Origin of the sequence: Collinsella sp. SGI.241 (assembly GCF_050312955.1) — a bacterium.
GTDB lineage: Bacteria > Actinomycetota > Coriobacteriia > Coriobacteriales > Coriobacteriaceae > Collinsella.
In genome coordinates this window covers 1-21,282 of the sequence record NZ_JBNPKM010000020.1, presented here as the reverse complement: position 1 = coordinate 21,282, position 21,282 = coordinate 1, and the positions used below count along the sequence as shown (strand labels likewise).

Annotated in this window: 17 protein-coding genes and 1 pseudogene; 13 read left to right on the top strand and 5 right to left on the bottom strand. The window is 60.2% G+C overall.

What is annotated here, in order from left to right; all coding sequences use genetic code 11:
- Window positions 1-6: 6 nt before the first annotated feature.
- From ACQQ92_RS08145 to ACQQ92_RS08135, 3 genes are all read right to left on the bottom strand, one after another.
- The gene (locus ACQQ92_RS08145) at window positions 7-996 is read right to left on the bottom strand and encodes an FHA domain-containing protein (RefSeq protein WP_427796215.1); all 990 of its coding nucleotides are present in this window, start codon (window positions 994-996) and stop codon (window positions 7-9) included.
- Between the two features lie 35 nt (window positions 997-1,031).
- The gene (locus tag ACQQ92_RS08140) at window positions 1,032-2,984 is read right to left on the bottom strand and encodes a DUF6273 domain-containing protein (protein ID WP_427796214.1); all 1,953 of its coding nucleotides are present in this window, start codon (window positions 2,982-2,984) and stop codon (window positions 1,032-1,034) included.
- Window positions 2,985-3,185: 201 nt separating this feature from the next.
- A complete protein-coding gene (locus ACQQ92_RS08135; RefSeq protein WP_427793962.1) occupies window positions 3,186-4,142 on the bottom strand; it encodes an FHA domain-containing protein in 957 nt (318 codons plus the stop codon).
- 323 nt (window positions 4,143-4,465) lie between these two features.
- Here ACQQ92_RS08135 and mfd point away from each other — a divergent pair, with 323 nt between their 5' ends.
- The 4 genes from mfd (at window position 4,466) to ACQQ92_RS08115 (ending at window position 10,758) form a co-directional block, all read left to right on the top strand.
- On the top strand, window positions 4,466-8,098 hold the full coding sequence (gene mfd / locus ACQQ92_RS08130; protein ID WP_427796213.1) for a transcription-repair coupling factor: 3,633 nt from the start codon (window positions 4,466-4,468) through the stop codon (window positions 8,096-8,098).
- 56 nt (window positions 8,099-8,154) lie between these two features.
- Window positions 8,155-9,018 (top strand): phosphatase PAP2 family protein, encoded by an 864-nt coding sequence (locus ACQQ92_RS08125; RefSeq protein ID WP_427796212.1) that lies wholly within the window; start codon window positions 8,155-8,157, stop codon window positions 9,016-9,018.
- A gap of 45 nt (window positions 9,019-9,063) precedes the next feature.
- Window positions 9,064-10,089 carry a threonine aldolase family protein gene (locus ACQQ92_RS08120; RefSeq protein WP_118271027.1) on the top strand — a complete coding sequence of 342 codons (1,026 nt, stop codon included), beginning with the start codon at window positions 9,064-9,066 and terminating at the stop codon, window positions 10,087-10,089.
- Window positions 10,090-10,167: 78 nt separating this feature from the next.
- Window positions 10,168-10,758, top strand: coding sequence for an N-acetyltransferase family protein (locus ACQQ92_RS08115; protein WP_427795261.1), 591 nt, complete (start codon window positions 10,168-10,170; stop codon window positions 10,756-10,758).
- A gap of 21 nt (window positions 10,759-10,779) precedes the next feature.
- Here the strand turns inward: ACQQ92_RS08115 and ACQQ92_RS08110 are convergent, their stop codons facing one another.
- Complete coding sequence (locus ACQQ92_RS08110; RefSeq protein ID WP_427747834.1) at window positions 10,780-11,502, bottom strand: GntR family transcriptional regulator; 723 nt, start codon at window positions 11,500-11,502, stop codon at window positions 10,780-10,782.
- A 206-nt stretch (window positions 11,503-11,708) separates the two neighbouring features.
- On the opposite strand from ACQQ92_RS08110, the gene ACQQ92_RS08105 reads away from it, so the two are divergent.
- The 9 genes from ACQQ92_RS08105 to ACQQ92_RS08065 all read left to right on the top strand — a co-directional run bounded on the left by ACQQ92_RS08105 (window position 11,709) and on the right by ACQQ92_RS08065 (window position 21,044).
- A complete protein-coding gene (locus tag ACQQ92_RS08105) occupies window positions 11,709-12,701 on the top strand; it encodes an SIS domain-containing protein (RefSeq protein WP_117648180.1) in 993 nt (330 codons plus the stop codon).
- Window positions 12,702-13,132: 431 nt separating this feature from the next.
- Window positions 13,133-14,215, top strand: coding sequence for a DMT family transporter (locus ACQQ92_RS08100; protein WP_195838625.1), 1,083 nt, complete (start codon window positions 13,133-13,135; stop codon window positions 14,213-14,215).
- Between the two features lie 183 nt (window positions 14,216-14,398).
- Window positions 14,399-15,322, top strand: a complete 924-nt coding sequence (locus ACQQ92_RS08095) for a PTS mannose/fructose/sorbose transporter subunit IIAB (RefSeq protein WP_427796211.1) — start codon at window positions 14,399-14,401, stop codon at window positions 15,320-15,322.
- A gap of 36 nt (window positions 15,323-15,358) precedes the next feature.
- Complete coding sequence (locus ACQQ92_RS08090; RefSeq protein WP_154518546.1) at window positions 15,359-16,153, top strand: PTS mannose/fructose/sorbose/N-acetylgalactosamine transporter subunit IIC; 795 nt, start codon at window positions 15,359-15,361, stop codon at window positions 16,151-16,153.
- A gap of 13 nt (window positions 16,154-16,166) precedes the next feature.
- Window positions 16,167-17,000, top strand: coding sequence for a PTS system mannose/fructose/sorbose family transporter subunit IID (locus ACQQ92_RS08085; protein ID WP_154518549.1), 834 nt, complete (start codon window positions 16,167-16,169; stop codon window positions 16,998-17,000).
- A 198-nt stretch (window positions 17,001-17,198) separates the two neighbouring features.
- Entirely contained in the window at window positions 17,199-18,182 is a 984-nt protein-coding gene (locus ACQQ92_RS08080) for an SIS domain-containing protein (protein ID WP_427795265.1), read from the top strand.
- A 156-nt stretch (window positions 18,183-18,338) separates the two neighbouring features.
- Window positions 18,339-18,968, top strand: a complete 630-nt coding sequence (locus tag ACQQ92_RS08075; protein WP_427795266.1) for an HAD family hydrolase — start codon at window positions 18,339-18,341, stop codon at window positions 18,966-18,968.
- Window positions 18,969-19,174: 206 nt separating this feature from the next.
- Window positions 19,175-20,182, top strand: a complete 1,008-nt coding sequence (locus tag ACQQ92_RS08070; RefSeq protein WP_427719479.1) for a YitT family protein — start codon at window positions 19,175-19,177, stop codon at window positions 20,180-20,182.
- A 142-nt stretch (window positions 20,183-20,324) separates the two neighbouring features.
- Complete coding sequence (locus tag ACQQ92_RS08065; protein ID WP_427796210.1) at window positions 20,325-21,044, top strand: GntR family transcriptional regulator; 720 nt, start codon at window positions 20,325-20,327, stop codon at window positions 21,042-21,044.
- Window positions 21,045-21,068: 24 nt separating this feature from the next.
- Here ACQQ92_RS08065 and ACQQ92_RS08060 read toward each other — a convergent pair.
- Window positions 21,069-21,134 (bottom strand): annotated as a pseudogene (locus ACQQ92_RS08060) (hypothetical protein); the annotation flags it as partial.
- Window positions 21,135-21,282: the final 148 nt, after the last annotated feature.

The following is a 21,282-nucleotide window of genomic DNA, read 5'->3' as shown; positions in this document are numbered from 1 at the left end:
TCGGCCCTAGGCCAGCGCGCGTACGTTTGAGGAGATCTTCAGCACCAAAAACTCGGTCGAGGAACCCAGCTTGAGCAGGTCGCCGTCGTGGATAGGAATCTGACTGTCCTCGTCATCGGCGGTGCGCAGCGAGCGTGGTTTTTCGATAACGGTGGTCGTGCCGTTGCGCGTCACCAGCACCGTTCCGTTGGTGGAGTGCAGTCCGCTTGCGAGCCATGTGCCGTTGGAATACGCTACACGCAGGTGCCGGCGGGATACATCGGGTCCTACGTTGGTGATGGCATTTTGGTCATGTGCAAAAGAGCCTAGTACCGTGCCCTCGGGATCGAGGCTCAAAGGATAGATTGGCGGCAAGGCCGAGCCGTCTTTCGCAAGCCTGAGCAGCCCCAGTTTTGCAGGAGGCTCGTTGACCTTGCGGTTAGTGCCTTGTGCCTGGACGACCTCGGCGGTCTCGAGCGTGCCAAAGGTCTGGGCCAGTTGCGTTATGGCAAAGTCTTTGACCTCGGAGGCGGCGGCATTGGGATCAGCCAAGCATCCGCAGACCGTTAGCGCAAGGAGCTCCAAAAGGCGCCGGTCGCTTTGCTTGAGGCCCGGCATGACGGCGATGCGGTCAAAGATATTGCGCAGGATGGAACCATCGAGCCCCCAGTGTTCGAGCGACGTTGCCATGCGCTCGAGGGCGCGCGTCGTAATGACTTGCTGGCGAGCGTTGGCGGCCGCTGGACTGCTGCCAACGCCGATTTTTGCAGCGGCAGCCAAGTTCTGGACGCTCTGCGAAAAATCGGCAAACATCTCGGGGTCGATCTTGTCGGTACCCGGAACGACGTGCACCACGCGTCGCGATAGAAACGTCTTTTCGGCAATGCGAAACCTAGGGGCCGGTTTGGCGCCCAGCGGCTTGTCCGAAACCAAGATACGCGCCGCTTCTCGATTATTGATCTGCAGGTCGCACTTAAGGAAATCAAAGAGCACCTCGGAAGGTGTTTCCGCACGCATGATGCGAGGCTCCTTTCTGGTATCCGGTGAAGGTGTTAGATGCAAAAGCCGGGTAGGACATAGGTCTTTTGGTCTGGTTTGTTTCCGGGCGTTGCCCAGCTAAACACGTCGCCGTCTCTTCCAACGCGGTTAAAGTACGTTGAGTTGGCGCCCTCGCTGCAGTCGGCGCTGGGGGTGCGCTCCCAGTAGCAGATCTTTTTACCGGCGACGGTGCGGATCATGGCGTCGTTGGTGGTCAGACCGCTTACGCTCTGCTCGCGATAGAGCTGGTACTGCTCGCCTTCTCCGCTGTAGAGGGTAGAAAGGTACTCGTAGCCTTCTGCGAACGTTTCGGGCGCCTGGTAGCCGCACAGCTCGCTCATGGACGGCAGCCACAGCTTGTCATCGGTGACGGTGATGCTGGAGGCGTCTTTGGTGCCGCCGGTGTTGTTGGTGAGCTTACGCACCGAGCGGATCTGATTACGGAGATCGTCGGGCAGCGTAGCCATGCCCTTGTCCGCCAACCATTCGCGAAGCGACGATTGCTTCCAACCGCCCGTCGCGGCGCTGTCGTTAACGGCGCGCATGGCGATGGGGGTACGGAACATAAAGGTGATGCCAGCGGGAAGGCCGTCATCGGTGAGTGTGTCTGCCTTAAAGCCCACGATCTGGACTTGTGCCTTGGTCCCGTCGGAAAGCCTGACAGTCTTGGTGTTCTCGTTTTCGAGCGACTGCTTGCTGTTTACCAGGTGGTAGGTTTCGGCAATCTCGAGCACCTTTTTGCTGGAAGATGTCTCTTGGATTTTGCGGGAGATCAGGGCGAGTTCTTCCCAGGTGTAATCGTCGAGTGACGGCTTGATGCCGTGCGCCAGGTCGATAAGCCCCCAGCATCCCGTGGCAATGGCAGAGCCTGCTATGCCGGCAACGCAGACGCCGCCGAGCACGAGCGCAGCGCGACGCGAGATGACTGGGTGACGCGTCTGAGCCTTGTCGGAGCAGGAAGGCTTCGGTTGCTGGCTAATGTCGATCGGGGTGGGCAGCGGCGTGCGCGGCTCAAAATCGATGTCTTTAATCCAGGCATCGAGCTTGCCGACAATCGTAGACAGCGGCGCGCGCTGGGACTGCTCGTTATGGATACCGCTCATGATGACATCGACAAGCATTTGGTCGCCGGGTACGCGTGCCTCAAGCGGCTCGTGCTCGTGCTCGATCTTGTACAGGTAGGGCGACTGGTCCATATGCTCGTTTAGGCGATATGGCGTGTGGCCGGCATAGAGCGTGTAGAGTACGCTGCAGAGCTCGTATGTATCGATGCTGGGCGACGTACGCAGCGGCGCCAGCTCGGGGATGTCGTTGGAGAGCATCTCGGGTGGGGCGAACTCGGGGGTGCCGTTGCGCCAGATGCCGGTGGACATGGTAAACGAGGGGTCTGAGCGCTTGATGCTCGAGCTGCCCAGATCGACCAGGCAAAGGTCAAAACTGCAGTGTGCAATCTGCTGGGCAAGGGACCGGAGCGTCGTGCGAATGATGATATTGCGCAAGGAGATATCACGGTGTACAAACGGCGCATCGAGCTTTTGGGCACCCAGGAGAATCTCTCCCAGGCGTTTTCCAATCGCAGCGACGGTGTTTGCGGGAATGTGGCCGCCCTCGGCGGGGTCGGTTAGCTCTGCCGCAGCATCGCGAAGGGGCAGGCCTTCAATCCACTCCATAACGATGACCGGTACGGAGCCGGTATAGCCGTAGCCATAGGTTTTGGGAAAGCCGTCCAACAGTGAGACGGCTGCAAGATTGCGATACTCCTCGGTAAGCGTCTTGATGTCCGAGGGGCTGACGGCGGAGCCGTCTTCATCACAGCCGCTGAGGGGCCACAGCGTCTTGAGCGCAAAGGTCTCGCCCTCGGTGTTGGCGACCTTGCGAAGATGGTGGGAACCGCCGCCGACTGCCCCGCAATCCAACAGGGTGGTAAAGCGGCGAATAGTATCGGGGTCTTCGGTGGTCGCAAACATGGCGTTTGGTTCAAAGGGGGACAACGCGATGATATTCATATCCGTGTCGTACGTCACGGGGCGATCCTTTCGAGAAAAAAGTGCATGGCGATAATGTTAGTGAAAAGGTAGCGCAACCGTTGCCTTAATCGAAAAGGTGCCGTTATTTGCATGGGTTGATGCAAATAACGGCACCTTGTGCGTCGAAGATGTGTGGGCGGGCTAGTCTGTGATGCGAATGACCAAGAAGCGCGTCGTGGCGCCCAAGCAAAGCGTGTCTCCGTTGTGAATCTCGACGGGGGTGTTGGCAAAGTTGGCGGGGCGCTCGCGTCTAGGCGGTTCGATAGCATGTCGGCAGCGATCGACGCCCGAGATCAAAAACGATCCGTTGGTGGAGCCGAGGCCCTGCGCAAGCCAGCGTCCGTCTTGGAGCCAAATGCGCAGGTGCTGACGCGAGACATCGGAATCGACGTCGGTGATGGCGTTCTCGTCGCTCGTCAGCGACCCGATAATGCTGCCCACCGGGTCCGTGGTAAGGGGACGCAACGGCGGTCGTGCCGAGTTGCCCACGACGCGCAGCAGCCCCAGGCGAATGTCTCCCGTGGGGCGCGCGGTTGTCGAGAAAAATGAGGTGACGGTTGTCTCGACCGTGCCGAGTGTCGAGAGCATCTGGTCGGACACAAAGGACTCGGTGTATTCGATGGCGCGGGCGGGGTCGCCAAGGCAGCCGGTAACGATAAAAAAGACCAGATGGATGTAGAGGCGGTTTTTAATGTCGCTATCGTCAGTGGTCTCGATGCGCTCGACGCCGTTTTTAAAGAGCATGCCGTCGACGCCGCAATTGGTAAGGGCATCCTGCATGTCTGGGGCGCACGATTCCATATAGCGTTTAGCGACCTTGCTCAGCGATTGGGGGTCGGAGCCTCGGTTTTGTATGATGAGGTTGAGTATCTGGCGCGCACTTTGTTCAAAGGGCGCAAACAGCGACTCGGGAAGGTCACCGGGTTTGGCGTGAACGATTTCGCGTGAGATAAACGACGGGACCATCAAGCGTTCGGAGATGAGGCGTCCACCGTAACGGGCGTTGCCGTCCATGAGAATTTGCGCGGCGTTACCGTTTTTGATGCGACCGAGTGACTTGAGCCCGGTGTACAGTGCACAAGATGGAGTGTCGGCCATTTATTTTCACCCCCCCCCTCATCAAAAAAGTGACATTGAATACGCAATTATCCTCAATTATAGGCGCTTTGCAGCTCGAAATGCTCGCCATGGGGCGCGGACGGTGTAAATTGCTGCCAGAAGACAGCAAATTAAAAAGCGGAAAGCGGATTAATTAGCTGGGAAACGCGTTGGCAAGACCGTTGTGGGCAACATTTGGCATGATGTCGCTTTGGCTTTTGGTCACGGGACCGTGCGGTACCATAAGCGTCAATGAACTTTGACGCACGACCCGCCGAGCTTGCCCCGGCGGGCTTTTGGCGTTGCGATGCCGGAGGAACAGCATGCTCATTCACCGTATAGCCGCGCAGCTCTACACTGCCGAGGCCTTGCAGACCGTCGAGGCCGGGCTCGACGCCGGCGAGGATGTGACGCTGGCCGTGTCGCAGTCGGGCCGCACGCTTATGGCGGCTGCTCAGTTTGCGCGCCGCCCGCGCCCTACGGTCTACATTGTGAGCGGCGAGGACGCGGCCGATCGCGCCGCGCGCAGCCTTGCCGCCTACGTGGGCCTGGCGCACGTGTGCCGCTTTCCCGAGCGCAAGGACTATCCGTGGCGCGAGCAGGCGCCCGACGATGCCGTGGTGGCGCAGCGCTGCGAGGCTCTGGGGCGTATCGTGCGCGGGGACAACTGCATCATGGTTGCCTCGGCCCGTGCATTGCTGCGTTGCGTGCCGCCAGTCGAGAGCCGCTACTGGGAGTCCACGACCTTTGCGGTGGGCGAGGAGATTCCTTTTGACGAAGTGCCGCAGCGCCTGGTGGGCATGGGCTACACCAATGCCGGCGCCGCCGACGCACCCGGCCTGTTCCGCGTGCACGGCGACACCGTCGAGGTATTCCCCGCACAAGAGAAAGCGCCCGTGCGTATTGAGTTCTTTGGCGACGAAATTGATCGCATTCGCCGTATGGTGAGCTCCACGGGCCAAACCATCGGCAACGAGGACAGCATCGAGATCTTCCCGTGCCGCGAGCTGGCGCTTACCGACGAAGCCGTTCACAACATGCACGTGGCGCTCTATCGCGCAAGCCAGAGCGACAGCAAGCTGGCGGCACTGCTCGAGATGGTTGATGCGCGTATCGTCACACCCGAGCTCGACCGCTTTTTGCCGGTGATGTACGGCCAGACCGTGAGCCCGTTGGCGCACGTGAGCGGCAAGGCGCTTGTGGTTCTGTCCGAGCCGCGCTCGCTGTTCGACGACTGCCTGCGTGCCTACGAGGATATCGAGGCGCGCGCCGGCGAGGCGGGGATTGACCGCTTGGACGGCCTGTACGTGCGCGCCCAGCAGCTCGACTTTGGTGCTCAGCAGCGCCTGAACTACGTGAGCCTGATCCGCGCCGGCGGTGCGGTTACGGCAGAGCTCAAGATTGAGCAGCCGGCTATCGCGGGCTCGGACAACCGCTTTATGACGCGCGTTCAGGAAGTCGTGGGCAAGCGCTATGCCTGCGTGTTTGCCATTCCCGACCGCGGAGCGCGCGAGTCGATGGAGCTCACCTTTGGCGACGAGGGCATTACCTTTGAGGAGTCGCTGACGGCCGCCCCCGAAAATGCCGGCGTTATTGGCGAGCGCGTACGCGTGGCAGCGGCAGATTCTGCCGACCGTGCTGTCCGCCAGGAGGCCCATGCCTCGATCCGCGAGCGCCGCGTCGATGCGCTCAACGCCCGCCCGCTCGAGGCGGGCGCCGCCCAGGCTGCCGCCGGTGCTGCCGTACCCACCATCTCGCGCGGACGCGTGACCTTTGTGGATGCTGCCCTGCCGCAGGGCGTGGTGGTGCCCGATGCCAACCTAGCCGTGTTCTCGATCGCCGATCTCAATGCCCGCATGGACGCCAACCGCGCGCGCAGCCGTCGCAAGGTGGACATTACGCAGATCACGTTTCCGTTTAAGCCGGGCGACTACGTGGTGCACGCTACCCACGGCATCGCGCTCTTTAGCGAGATCGCGCGCCAGGAAGTGGGCGGCAAGGAGCGCGACTACTTTTTGCTGGAATATGCCGACGGCGACAAGCTCTACGTGCCGCTCGAGCAGGTCGACCGCATCACGCGCTATGTTGGTCCCGACGGCGACAAGCCGCGCCTGACTAGGCTCAACACCGCCGACTGGACGCGTGCCACCAACAAGGCGCACAAGAACGCCAAAAAGCTGGCGTTTGACCTGGTCGATCTGTATACGCGCCGTTCTTCGATTACCGGTATCGCCTGCCCGCCCGACACGCCCGAGCAGATCGAGATGGAGGAGAGCTTTCCTTACGACGAGACGCGCGACCAGCTGGAGGCTATCGCCGATATTAAGGCCGACATGGAGGCGCCCAAGCCCATGGACCGCCTGCTGTGCGGCGACGTGGGCTTTGGCAAGACCGAGGTCGCCCTGCGCGCGGCGTTTAAGTGCGTGGACTCCGGCCGTCAGGTCATGGTGCTCTGCCCCACGACCATTCTGGCCCAACAGCACTACGAGACCTTCTTTGAGCGCTTTGCCCCGTTTGGCCTCGAGGTCGAGGTGCTCAGCCGCTTTCGCACGCCGGCGCAGCAGAAGCGCGCGCTCAAGGCGTTTGCCGAGGGCACGATCGACGTGCTCATCGGCACGCACCGCCTGCTTTCGGCCGATGTGAACCCCAAGAACCTGGGTTTGGTTATCATCGACGAGGAGCAGCGCTTTGGCGTGCAGCACAAGGAGCAGCTCAAAAACCTGCGCGAGCAGATTGACGTGCTCACGCTTTCGGCAACGCCTATTCCGCGAACCATGCAGATGGCCACGAGCGGCGTGCGCGACATGAGCCTGATCACCACGCCACCGACCGGGCGCCGCCCCGTGATCGTGCACGTGGGGGAGTACGACCCCGACGTGGTGAGCGCGGCGATTCGCCTGGAGGTGGGCCGCGGCGGCCAGGTGTACTACGTGTCCAACCGCGTCAAGACCATCGACGACGCCGTGGCGCGCGTACACGAGGCCGCGCCCGAGGCGCGCGTGGGCGTGGCGCACGGCAAGATGAGCCCGCGCGAGGTCGAGGACGTCATGATCGAGTTCGCGACCAAAAAGATCGACGTGCTCATCGCCACGACCATCGTGGAGAGCGGCATCGACAACGCGACCGCCAACACGCTCATCATCGAGGATTCGCAGCGCTTGGGCCTGGCGCAGCTCTACCAGCTCAAGGGCCGCGTGGGCCGTTCTGCCACGCAAGCCTACGCGTACTTTATGTTCCCGGGCGAGCTGCCGCTCACCGAGGAGGCTACGGCACGCCTGACCGCACTCTCCGAGTTCCAGGACCTGGGCAGCGGCATGCGCATCGCCATGCGCGACCTGGAGATCCGCGGCGCCGGCTCGCTCATGGGCGCCGAGCAACACGGCAACCTGTCGAGTGTGGGCTTTGACCTGTTTACGCAGATGCTGGGCCAGGCCGTGGCCGAGGCGCGCGGCGACGACGATGCCGGTGTGGAGGCGGCGAGCGTGGGTATTAACCTGCCGGCCGACTACTTCTTGTCCGAGGAGTACCTGCCGGCGGTGGATCAGCGCGTGCTCGTATACCGTAAGCTTGCGGCGGCCGGGGACCTGGAGAGCATCGACGAGGTGCAGGAAGAGACCGAGGCCGCGCATGGCGAGCTGCCGTTGGCGGGACTCAACCTGTTCAATCGCGCGCGAATCCGCATTCGCGGCGAGCGCCTGGGGCTCGAGAGCGTTACGCTCAGCGGCGGTCGCATCACGTTTTTGGGCGTCGACGTTCCCAAGAAGGTGGCCTATGAGCTTAAGACCCGCTATGGAGCGGTGAACTTCCCCAAGAGCCGCAAACTGTCGGTGCCCTACAAGGCGGGCGCCGGCGCGGGCAGCGGCCTGGGTCGCGGTCTCGACGCCAACGACGGCACCGGCCCCGTGGCCGCGGCACTCATGCTGCTGCAGCAGCTGGGCACGTCCGACGATGACTAACGGGTCGACGCCGTAAACGCCCCATTTGGGCAATCTGGTTCCATCGAAAGGAAAGCATGTTCGGGTACATCTATAAGAAAGATGCCGCTGCTATCGCGGTTATCCTTGCCCTCTGCCTGGGCGTGGGCAGTTTCTTCGATTATCAGATCTCGAGCGCGCTGTTCAACATCGGCAGCGTGTACGGCCGCTTTATCGAGGCGGCCGGCGAGCTGCCGTTTGAGCTGACGGCGAGCGTCGCGGGCGTTATGCTCGTGCGCGCGGTGCGTCCCGACTCCAGGGGGAGCAAATGGCTCGCCGTGCTCGGCATCCTCGTCAATGTTGGCCTGACCGGCTACGAGATCGCTTCGTCCCTGAGGGTTGGCGGCAAACTCATCGTGGCTCAGTTGGTGCTGACGTTTGTGCTGGCCATCGTCGCCAACCTTATCGTCTATCGCCTCACGCGCACGACCGAGCCCGACGAGCTCACACGCTGGGCGCTCATGGTGCTTGCCGTGTGGGTCGCTCAGGCCATCATCCTCAACGTGATCGTCAAGCCGCTGTGGTCGCGCCCGCGCATGCGCGTGGTCGAGGTGACGCCGGGGCTCGAGTTTCAGCCGTGGTGGGTGATCGGCAACCCCGACAAGCGGGCCTATATTGCCGCCGGTGTAGTCAAGGACGGCTTTAAGTCGTTTGCGAGCGGACACGCGGCGCACGCGGCGATCGGCCTTATGCTCGCCGGGCTTCCCGCGGCGGCCTTTAAGGAAAAGCCGTCGCGCCGTCGTGTGGTCTTTTGGACGGCGGCTGCGGTTGTGGCGTTCGTCGCGTTTGGCCGCATCGTGGTCGGAGCGCACTTTTTGAGTGATGTGAGCTGCGGTTTTGCTCTGGTGCTGGCACTTGAGTGCCTTGCCGCGCGCATTGCCTATCCCAGCGGCGTACAATAGCTCCGTTTGAATCATCTGGCCGATACCCGGTAAGAGAGGATTGCCATGCTCGCGTTTAACAACGATTATTCCCACGGCGCACACCCGGCGGTGCTGCAGGCGCTCGTCGACACCAATATGGAGCCGCAGCCCGGATACGGTACCGATGCACATACCGAGCGTGCCAAGCAGCTTATCCGCGAGGCCTGTCAGGCCCCCGATGCCGACGTGTTTTTTCTGGTGGGCGGCACGCAGGCCAACGCGACGGTGATCGACATGCTGCTCGCGCCGTACGAGGGCGTCGTTGCTGCCGAGACTGGCCACGTCGCCTGCCACGAGGCGGGCGCCATCGAGTTTGGCGGCCACAAGGTGCTCACCATCCCCGGCTACGAGGGCAAGATGCACGCCGAGGACCTTGAGAACTATATCCAGGTGTTCTACGAAAACGAGAGCTACGAGCACACGGTGTTTCCGGGTGCCGTGTACGTGAGTCTATCGACCGAGTATGGCACGCTGTACTCCAAGGCCGAGCTCGCGGCGATTCACGCAGTGTGCCAGAAGCGCGAGATTCCGCTGTTTGTGGACGGTGCTCGCCTGGCCTATGCGCTGGCGGCCGATGAGTGCGACATTACCCTGCCCGAGCTGGCGCAGCTGTGCGACGTGTTCTACATCGGCGGTACCAAGTGCGGCGCGCTCTGCGGAGAGGCTGTGGTGTTCTGCGGTATGCACGCCCCGGCGCATCCCATTCCGCGTATTAAGCAGCATGGCGCGCTGCTTGCCAAAGGCCGTCTGACGGGTGTGCAGTTCGAGGCTCTTTTTACCGATGGCCTGTATTTTGAGATTGGTCGCCAGGCGATCGAGACGGCTCAGGCGCTTCGTCGCGTGTTGCACGAGCGCGGCTACCAGTTCTTTTTGGAGACGCCGACCAACCAGCAGTTTGTGATTCTGCCCAACGAGGACATGGCCCGCATTCGCGAGCATGCCTCGATTGAGTACTGGGAAAAGTACGACGAGACCCACACGGTGGTGCGCTTTTGCACCAGCTGGGCCACGACGCAGGAGGACATCGACGCGTTGGCGGCTGTCCTGTAGCCTGATGTAGTGACAAGGGACTGCCCTGCGCCAGAGCTTGGCGCAGGGCAGCCTTTGTTTTTGAGGGGGAAGGGTTGTATGACCGAAATGTCCGAGCCGACGATTCGCCTGGCGACGCCCGACGATGCGCCGGCGTTGCTTGCCATCTATGAGCCGTATGTGCGCCAGACGGCGATTACCTGCGAATACGAGGTGCCGAGCGTTGAGGAGTTCGCCGGGCGTATCGAGCGTACGCTCAAGCGCTACCCGTATTTGGTGATGGAGCTGGACGGGCGTCTGGTAGGCTATGCCTATGTGAGTCCGCTCAACAGCCGCGAGGCATACGACTGGTCGGTCGAGACGTCGATCTACCTGGCGCGCGATGTGCGCCACGGCGGGCTGGGCCGCAAGCTGCACGATGCGCTCAAGCAATGCCTGATTGCGATGGGCATCACCAACATGTGCGCGCTCATCGCCGTGCCGCACGACAAGGACGACGAGTACCTGACGCACAACAGCCAGGATTTCCATGCCCATATGGGATATCGCCTGGTGGGCACCTTCGATCGCTGCGCCCAAAAGTTCGGTCGCTGGTACGACATGTGTTGGATGGAGTTGGTCCTAGCCGAGCGCACGCCCAACCAACCCAAACCAACCTGGTTCCCCGACCTCCCCAAACCTACCATTTAGGGACAGGTTTATTTTGGCAGGTTAGCCGATGGGTTCGGTGTATTTGGCGCGGTCGGTGCGTTGGATGCGCTTGGAGACATGGAGCGGTCGGCCGTCGGTGTCGTAGACGTAGTCGGTGATCAGGATCAGCGCCTGCCCGCGCTCAACGTTGAGCAAAAACGCCTCGTTTTGCGAGGCATAGCACACCTCAAAGGTCTTATGCCCCTGTGCCGGTGCGCGATGGAACTCCTGTCGCAGCGTGGCGTAGAGCGAACCGTTGATATCGCGATCGATGAGCGTCTCGAAGCTTGGCGGCAGGTAGGTGGTCTCCAGGCACAGCGGCGCGTCGTCCAGGTAGCGCAGGCGGACAAGTTTGACGAGCTTGCTGCCCACGGCGGCGTCAAAGAACTTAGCTATGCTGCCGGCCGCCTTGGCAAAGCCCGAGTCCACGGTGCGCGTGGTGGGCTTCATGCCCTGGCCTTCGACCTGCTTGGTATAGCTCGAAAACACCAGGTTGTTCTCGTGGAGCGCGGGCGTGTCGGCCACAAAGGCGCCACGCCCGCGCTCGGTGCGCACCAGGCCCTCATCAACGAGCACCTTAAGGGCGTGGCGTACGGTGCTGCGTGACAGCCCCGATTCGTCCATGAGTTCCATCTCGGACGGCAGCTTGTCTCCGCGCGCATACGTGCCGGCAGCGATGCGATCGCGCAGCGTGCCCGCCAAGCGCTCGTATTGGGTCAGTTTCTTTTTAGATGTGACGCCCATATTGCCAACCTATATCTAACCTGTATGCTTACCTAAGCAAGCATGTATTTAATAAAACAATAAAACTGCTGGTAGCGAGCTACCGAAAACCGCAGCAGCAAAATTTCTAAGACAAATATAGCATACAACTAGTCGACATAACCAAAACATGTATGTAACTTGTATGCCTGTGATGAGCATCAAACGAGAAGAAAGGCTGATGCACGATGACCACTCAGGAACAGGTTAAGGATGTCGTCTCCCAGGTTTTGGCCGACAAGGCAGACAAGGGCGGCATCAAGCGCGTCGTGTGGATCGGCGCCGGCGGATCCAACGGCGGTAACTATCCTGCCCAGTACTTTATGGAGCACGAGGCCACGCAGGTCGTGAGCTCCAGCTACACCAGCAACGAGTTCGTGCACGCCACCCCTGCCTACGTTAACGAGAACACCTTGGCCGTCGTCGTGTCCATGCGCGGCACCAAGGAGACTATCGTCGCCGCCCAGGTCGCCAAGGACCACGGCGCCAGCACCATCGCCATCTATGTTGACGAATCCGCCCTCACCGAGGTCTGCGACTACAAGATCCAGTACGACAGCCTGGCCGTCGACGAGTCCTGCATGGGCCGCACCAACTCCGCCGTCGTGACCATGATCGCCATGGAGCTCACGCAGCAGACCGAGGGCTATGCCGAGTACGAGACCGCTATGGCCGCCTTTGACTTGGTCGACCCCATCTATCGCAAGGCCGTCGAGTACACCCGTCCGCTCGCTGCCAAGTGGGCCGAGCAGAACGCCGACAAGCCCTGCATCAACGTGATGGCTCAGGGTCCGCTCTTTGGTGCCGCCTACGTCTTTAGCATCTGCAACGTGCAGGAGATGCTACAGATCGACTCCTGCACCATCAACACCTGCGACTTCTTCCATGGCCCCTTCGAGATCCTGGACAAGCGCACTTCGCTGTTCCAGCTCATCAGCGTCGGCCGCAGCCGCTGCAACGACGAGCGCGGCATCCGCTTCGTCAACCAGTACGGTGGCGAGCGCGTCTATCAGCTCGACGCCAAGGAGCTCGGCCTCAACGACATCAAGGACAGCGTGAGCGAATACTTCAACCACCTGATCTTCGCACCGATCCTCAACAACGTGTACATGCGTGCACTCTCTGCCGTCACCCACAAGGACTATATGACGCGCCGCTACATGTGGAAGCTCGACTACTAGGAGTTACGCGGTTTTGCCAAACCGCGTAACGGCTCGACGATGCAAACCCGCCAGAGCGGCAATCTGCCTTTCAACTTCGGCGGCATGACCAGAAGGTCAATGCCGCTTCGCTTCAAGGCACCTTGCTCGCTCTGGCGGGTTTTCGCTGACGTTGCCAAAGCATCGGCGTCGCCTTGGTTCAGATGTGGCAGTTGAGGACGTTCCCTTTCTGCCGGCAGTTGGGGACAGTCCTAGTCGTTGGGTAGTCATTGGGGACGTACTTAAACGACTAGTCATTGGGGACGTTCCTGAATGACTAGTCATTTAAGTACGTCCCCAATGAGTATGTGGGGGAGCAGATTTTTCCGTTCGGCGATTTGTGGCTTGAAAAATGTATATAACGACTATAACGTAGTATGAAACATATTGGAAACAATACCGAGGAGGCTGCGTTGAAGAAAAGCAATCTGGGCTATGTGCTGGTGCTGATCGCCGCGCTTATGTGGGGCAGCATCGGAATCTTTGTAAACGGCATCTCGGCCATGGGCGTTTCGTCCCAGAGCATGGCTGCCTTTCGCTTGTTGGTCGGAGCGCTTATCTTGGCGCCGGTCCTGATGTTTATGGGCTGCCGCCCGGGTGAGGGGTCTACCGTGGCTCAGGGTCCGCTGGCTCTGTTCAAGGCAAGCCCTAAAGAGCTTGTTCCCTGCGCGCTTGTCGGTATCGTCGGTTTGGCCGCCGCCAACACCTGCTATTACGAGTGCATGGGCGAGGTGGGCATGTCCACGGCCTCGGTGCTGCTCTACACCTCGCCGGTGTTTGGCGTCATGCTCGGCCGCGTGCTTTATCGCGAGGACGTGACCCCTAACAAGCTCGTTGCCATTGTCTTTAACATCGTTGGCTGCGTGCTTGCAGTGACCAATGGCGACCTTTCCGGTTTTCATTTTTCGGTTTGGGGCGTCACGTCGGGTGTGATTGCAGGCCTTTGTGGTGCGTCGCTCGCGGTGTTTAGCCGAATAGCAACCAAGACGGTCCACCCGCTGGCTGTCACGTTTTGGGGCTTTGTTTTTGGCGGTGCGGTTATGGCAGCTATCGCGGCTCCGTGGCCGGATGTCGCCGCGGCAATGTCGCCACAGCTGCTGCTGCTGTTCCTTGGCTTTGGACTCATCCCCACAGCCGTGGCTTACATCTTATATATGCAGGGTCTGTCCATGGGGCTCGAGACGTCGAAAGTTCCCGTCGTAATGTCATTCGAGACAGTTGTCACCGTACTGCTGGGCATTGGTGTCTACGCCGAGCCCGCCGGCGCGATCAAAGTCCTGGGCATCGTGCTGGTGCTCGCGTCCATCCTGATTATGAACACCGACTTCTCCAAGCTGCGCAACAGTGTGTTTGTCGGTCATGTCATTGAGAGCATGACCTTTAAGCCCAACGCGTGGTGGACGGAGAAATCGCAGGACATGGATCTGTTTAAGGAACGCACCGGCATCGCGCTGGAGCCCACCGTACAGGAAAGTCCCTGGTACTTCGTGCGATAGGGAATTGCGTGCGGCATCCGACCTGGGGTTATCCAGTCAGTGCCCGCCTACCCAGCCCCAATGTTTCGGGTGCGTTAAACCCGTAAACGGTCGATTTTTAACCGCGAACGGTCTTTATACTAATTATCAATGTAAGTAGCGTATAAGACGTTATAATGACCATAACGAGAAGGAGGAGGTAAGATGAATCAGATCATTCTCGCATCTCATGGCGGCCTGGCCGCAGGCGCCAAAGACACGCTCGAGATGGTTCTCGGCGACGTGTCGAACGTCCACGTCGTGTCGCTTGCTCGTGACGACAAGGAGCCCATCACCAATAAGGTGGACGCCATGATCGCCACGTTCAACGCGGACGACACCGTCTATGTGCTGACCGATATGCTCGGCAGCTCGGTCAACAACAGCATGGTCGAGCTTTCCAAGAACGGCACGAAGTTCACGGTTGTCAGCGGTTTCAACATCCCGCTGGCGCTCACGCTCGCTATGAGCCCCGCCCCCGTCAAGGGCACCGAGCTCGCGGCCCTCATCAACGAGGCCCGCACTGGTCTGACCAACCCCAACGCACCGGTCGAGGCCGTCGCGGCTCCCGCCGAGAAGGCCAAGGCGTCCCGTCACAGCTCCGGTCCCGCCAAGATCGTCCTCGCACGTCTTGACTACCGTCTGCTGCACGGTCAGGTCGTCTTTACCTGGACCACCAAGGTTCAGGCCGAGCGCATCATCGTCGTCGACAACGCTGCCGCCAACGATGACATCAAGAAGGGCGCTCTTAAGCTGGCCAAGCCCCAGGGCGTGCGCCTGAACGTCTTCACCGTCGAGCGTGCCCTCGCCAAGATGGACAAGCTCAACACCCTCGGCGAGCGCGTCATGTTCGTCTTTGGCAACACTGCCGAGATGCTGCAGTTCTGCCAGGGCTACAAGCTCGACGCCATCAACCTGGGCGCTACCGCCAACCACGACGGTGCCGATCAGGTCGGCGGCAAGGACAGCTCCGTCTTCTTCGACGCCACGCAGAAGGCCGACATCAACCAGCTGCTCGACATGGGCATCAAGCTCTATGTCCAGCAGACCCCCACGTATCAGAGCGTCGACATCGACGCCAAGCTGTAGTCAACCAGGCTTTTGCCTGACTGAAAGGAGAAGGGTATGAATACGTTCATCAGTGCGGTGCTCGTCGGCCTCGTCGGCGTGTTCTGCATGTGGGACTCCCGCCTGCTCGGTCGTCTTAACTTCGAGCAGCCCCTCGTTGGCGCTACGCTCGTCGGTCTGCTGCTGGGCGATGTGCCCACCGGCCTTGCCGTCGGTGCCGCCGTCGAGCTCGTGTCCATGGGCCTGGTGCAGGTCGGTGCTGCCGTTCCGCCCGATATGGTCCTGGGCGGCATCGTGGCCGCTGCCTTTGCGTGCCTGACCGATGCTTCCGCCGAGACCGCCATGACGATCGCCATCCCGGTCGCCGTCCTGGGTCAGCTCCTCGGCATCGTGTTCCGTTCCATCATCGCCGCCCTCACCCATGTGGCAGATAGCGCGATCGATAACGGAAAGTTCAAGACTGCCTACCGTATGCACATCTGCGTCGGCACTGGTCTGTACGCCGTCATGTACTTCCTGCCGATCTTCCTCGCCGTCTTTGTTGGCACCGACCTGGTTCAGGCCATCGTCAACATGGTCCCCGAGTGGCTGTCCACTGGTCTTAACGTTTCGACCAAGATCATGACCGCCTACGGCTTGGCCCTGCTGCTCACCATGATGATCAAGAAGGGTATGACTCCGTTCCTGTTCATCGGCTTCCTGCTCGCCGCTTACCTCAACCTGTCCGTCATCGCGGTCGCTCTGATCGGTGTGTGCCTGGCTGTCGTCTTCATGGGCTTCAAGTTCAACGGTTCCCATGCAGCCGCCGGTGTCGATTCCGACTACGATCCGCTCGAAGACGACGAAGACTAAGGAGGAACACACTATGGCAACCGCAACCAAGGACGTGTCCCTGAACAAGAAGGTCAGCCAGTTCTTCTGGCGCTCCTGGGCCATCCAGGCCTCTTGGAACTACGAGCGTCAGATGAACATGGGCTTCCTCTATGGCATGGTTCCCACGCTCGATCGCCTCTATCCGGATGAGTCCGACCCCAAGCAGCTCGCTGCCAAGAAAGAGGCTTACCGCCGTCACATGGCGTTCTACAACTGCACTCCGCAGACGAGCGCTTTCGTCCTGGGCCTCGCCGCCTCCATGGAGGAGGAGTACGCCAAGGATCCCGAGAACTTCGATCCCGATTCGATCAACGCGGTCAAGACCTCCCTCATGGGCCCGCTTTCCGGTATTGGTGACTCCTTCTTCCAGGGCACCATCCGCGTTATCGCCTTTGGTCTGGGCGTTCAGCTGGCTCAGCAGGGCTCCATCATGGGCCCGATCCTGGCCATGCTCATCTCCATCGTGCCTTCCGTGCTGATCACGTGGTTCGCAGCCAAGATGGGCTATCAGGGCGGCCACGAGTACCTGAGCAAGCTTCAGGGCGGCGACCTCATGGAGAAGCTCATGTATGTCTGCGGCATCGTGGGTCTTATGTCCGTGGGCGGCATGATCGCAACGCTGATCGGCGCCACCACCCCGCTGCAGTTCGCTGACGGCACCGTCGTGATCCAGGACATCCTGGACGGCATGATGCCCCAGATGATTTCCCTTGGCCTCACCGGCCTTATGTACTGGCTCATCAAGAAGAACGTCAACACCGGTTGGCTTCTTGTGATCGCCATCGTGGGCGGCATCGCCCTCTCCGCGGCCGGCATCCTGGCCTAGTCGCGCCCAAGCGTCTAACCGCTTTCCCCGGGGAGCCTGCCTGGCATCCCATACCCCAGGCAGGCTTCCATCCCTAAATGTGTCAAAGGGACAGTCCCTATGTCACATCTTCAATGGGCCGGCGACTCGGTCCAAATCACGGTAATCCTGCGCACGTCCGGCAAAGTGGCGCCGCAAAAATCGAAAGGAATGTGTCAGATGTACGAGATCGACCTTAACCTCCCTAAGCAGATCGTCGCTGACGTCCTGTCCAACCACGAGATCCACAGCGTCGCCTTCGTTGGCTGCGGCGCTTCCATGTCCGACCTTTACCCCGCCAAGTACTTCCTGGCCAACAACACGGACAAGCTGAACGTTCAGATCTTCACCGCAAACGAGTTCAACTACGACACGCCCTCCTGGGTCAACGAGCACACCTTCGTGATCACCTGCTCCCTCGGTGGCTCCACGCCCGAGACCGTCGAGGCCAACAAGACCGCTAAGAAGCACAACTGCCCGGTCGTCTCCCTCACCAACAAGGCCGGCTCCGCTCTGACCGTCGACGCCGACCACGTCATCATCCACGGCTTCCACGCCAACTACGCTGCCAAGTGCGAGAAGCCCGGCTATGCCATCGCTCTTGCTCTCGAGATCCTTCAGCAGACCGAGGGCTATGACCACTACGAGGACATGATCACCGGCCTCACCAACGTCTTCGACCTCTGCGAGAACGCCGCTCAGTCCTGCAAGAAGCTCGCCAAGAAGTTCGCCGAGGACTTCAAGGACGACAAGATGATCTACTTCATGGCTTCCGGTGCCTCCGAGAAGATGGCTTATTCTCACGCCGCCTTCCTGTTCACCGAGATGCAGTGGATCGACGCCGCCGCCTACAACACCGGCGAGTACTTCCACGGCCCGTTCGAGGTTTCCACCGAGGGTAAGCCCTACGTCTTCTTCATGTCCGATGGCGCTACCCGTCCGATGGACGCCCGCGCCCTCACCTTCCTTAAGCGCATGGGCGCCAAGGTCGCTCTGATCGACTCCAAGGACTACGGCCTGGCTGACGCCGTGCCCGCGAGCGTCGTCACCTACTTCAACCCGCTGCTGCACCTCGCCGTTATGCGCGAGTACGGCAACCAGATCGCCGAGGCCCGTCAGCACCCGCTGACCATGCGTCGCTACATGTGGAAGCTTTCCTACTAATCACAAGTAAGTAGACCTTACGGGTTGATTGAGAGGGGATGGGGTTTTCGCCCCGTCCCCTTTTTTGCTTTGGGGGCGTGTTTGTCGCGCCGCAAACCCCAGATAAAACCTACCAAAATAAACCTGTCCCTTTTTGGCAGGTGGAAGGAGGAGCGTATGATCAAGGCAGTGCTGTTTGACATGGACGGCGTGCTGGTCGATACCGAGTGGTTCTACAACCGTCGCCGCGTGGCGTTTATGGAAGAGAAGGGGTTCCACTTTGACGAGATCCCCGACCTTTCGGGGTCTAACGAGCCGGCCATTTGGAAGTCGCTGGTGCCCGACGATGTTGAGCTGCGTGAGCGCCTGCGCGTGGAGTACAAGCAGGTCTACAGCCCGCACCACCCCGTTCCGTATGCCGAGCTTCTCAACGAGCAGACGGAGCCGGTGATGCGTGAGCTGCATGAGCGCGGCGTGAAGTGTGCCATCGCGAGCTCGTCCTATCGCGAGCTGATCGACGAGCTGGTGGAGATTGCCGGCATCGCCGACGTGCTGGACTACACCATCAGCGGTCACGAGTGCAGTGCGTTTAAGCCCGACCCCGAGATCTACCAGCGTGCCATGGAGGCGCTGGGGGTGGAGCCTTCCGAGTGCCTGGTTATCGAGGATTCGCCTCTGGGCATCGAGGCTGGCAAGCGCTCTGGCGCCCGCGTCCTGGCGCTGCGTCCGCACGAGGGCGTCAACCTGGACCAGTCTGCCGCCGACGTTGTCATTGACAATCTGTGTGATATCCTACCTGCCATTTAGGGACAGGTTTATTTTGGCAGGTTTTATCTGGGCAAATGCCGAATTCGCCGTGAAGGGATCGCTCTCTTCACGGCGTTTTTCTTTTGAGCGGCCTCACGGTCCTTCTGATGGTTGTCGAGAGAGGGTGAATTGAGGCGCCCCCGCACGCTCCATGCTACAATCGCGGGCATGCCCCACAACTATATCTGCCTTCGAAAGGAGCCTGCGTGGCGGATGCCATCGATCAGCTCACGGACCGCGTGCTCGTACTCGGCCGCCTCACCATCGTCCGCCGTGCCATTACTGCCGTGGCAGTCACGGTCTCTGCCGTTCTCCAGACATTCCTGATCCAGGCGTTCATTTGGCCCGCTGACCTGCTTCCGAGTGGTCTTACCGGCGTCGCGGTCCTTCTCGATCGCGTTACCTCGCTAGGTGGCGTTCACATTGACATCTCGCTCGGTATGCTCGCACTCAACATCCCCGTGGCGCTCCTATGCTGGAACGGCATTAGCAAGCGCTTCGTCATCTTCTCGATGATGCAGGTCGTGCTCTCGTCGCTGTTCCTCAACGTTTTTCACTTCGCTCCATTTTTGGGCGACAAGATCATGCTCATCATTTTTGGCGGCGTGGTCTCGGGCCTGGGTGCTGCCATCGCGCTTAAGTCCGGCGCATCCACCGGCGGTACCGACTTTATCGCGTTGTGGGTCTCCAACCACACGGGCAAGACCATCTGGGGCGTCATCTTTGGCTTCAACTGCTTTATCCTGGCAATCTTTGGTTTTATGTTTGGCTGGGACAAGGCGGCGTATTCCATTGTGTTCCAGTTTATTTCGACCAAGACCATCGACAGTTTCTATCATCGCTACGATCGTGTGACGCTGCAGATCACGACGCGTAAGGCAGACGAGGTCATGACTGCCTACGTAAACCATTTTCAGCACGGCATTAGCTGCGCCGAGGTCGTCGGCGGATACAGCCGCGAGAAGATGTACCTGCTGCACACCGTTGTCTCGACCTACGAGAGCCAGGACATTATCAGGCTGGTATGCGAGGTTGATCCCGGCGCCGTGATCAACGTGTTCCACACGCTCAACTTTGTGGGCGGTTGGTGGGGTGGTCATGTCGACGAACCCATGCCCACGGCCGTTCCCGATCCCGACAAGCCCGCACGCATGGCCAGCAGGCAGGTGCGCCTCAGCGAACAGGACAGCCTGCAGCAGGACGACGGCAAGTAAGGTATTTGGCATTTTGCCGGCTCTGCTCAATCCTGTCCCTTTTTGGTAGGGAGGGTGTATCGTTTTATCGTTATGAGGTAACATAAAACTAGACGTTATATACGTATTTGTTATCCCGATATTTCGATAAGAGTGATTAGATATGCCTGCACCCAAAAATGCGCCGCTGTACCAGCAGATTTACGACGAAATCAAGGATGCGATCGAGAAGGGTGTTTATGCACCCAAGGAGCGTATCCCGTCCGAGCTTGAGCTTGCCGAGCAGTACGAGGTGAGCCGTATTACGGTGCGCCGCGCCGTAGAGGAGCTGTGTTCCGATGGCTATCTGGTTAAACAGCAAGGCCGTGGCACGTTTGTCTCCACGCCGCACATCAACCGCCAGTTTCATGCCTCGACGCTGCAGACGTTTACCGCGCTGTGTGCCGACAATGGCATGAAGGCCGGCGCGCATGTAATCGATCGCCAGATCGTTCCGGCGCGCCAAAACGAGATGGAGTTCTTTGGCCTGCAGAAGGATGCGCTGCTGCTGCATATCAAGCGCGTGCGTACGGCCGACGGCGAGCCCATCTTTGAGGAGAACATCTTTGTGCCCTTTGACGCATATCGTGAGCTGTTGACGGCCGATCTTGAGGACAAGTCGATTTTTGCCGAGGTCGAGCGTGTTGGTGGAACGCCGATTGCCTCGGTTGGCTACCGCACGGTCGAGGCCGTTCGCGCCAATGCCGAGCAGGCGGCCGAGCTGGGCATCGCTCCGCACGATCCGCTGCTCAACCTGCGTGCCGGCTTTACCGGTCCCAATGGCGAGCCGGTTTTGCTCGGCAAGCAGTACTACGTGGGCAGCCGCTACGTCATGGTCATATAAGTTACGCGGTTTTACCAAACCGCGTAACGGCTCGACGCTACGCCTTTGGTTCCGCCGTTCTAACGAACGGCGGACCGATCGACGCTGCAAACGCCCCTAAGCGGCAATCTGCCTTTCAACTTCAAAGGCGCGACCAGAAGGTCAGCGCCTTTTCATTTCACGGCACCTTGGCTCAAATGACGGGCGCTCGCTGGCGTTGCCAAAACATCGGCGTTGCCTTGATTCGGGCAGCTAATTT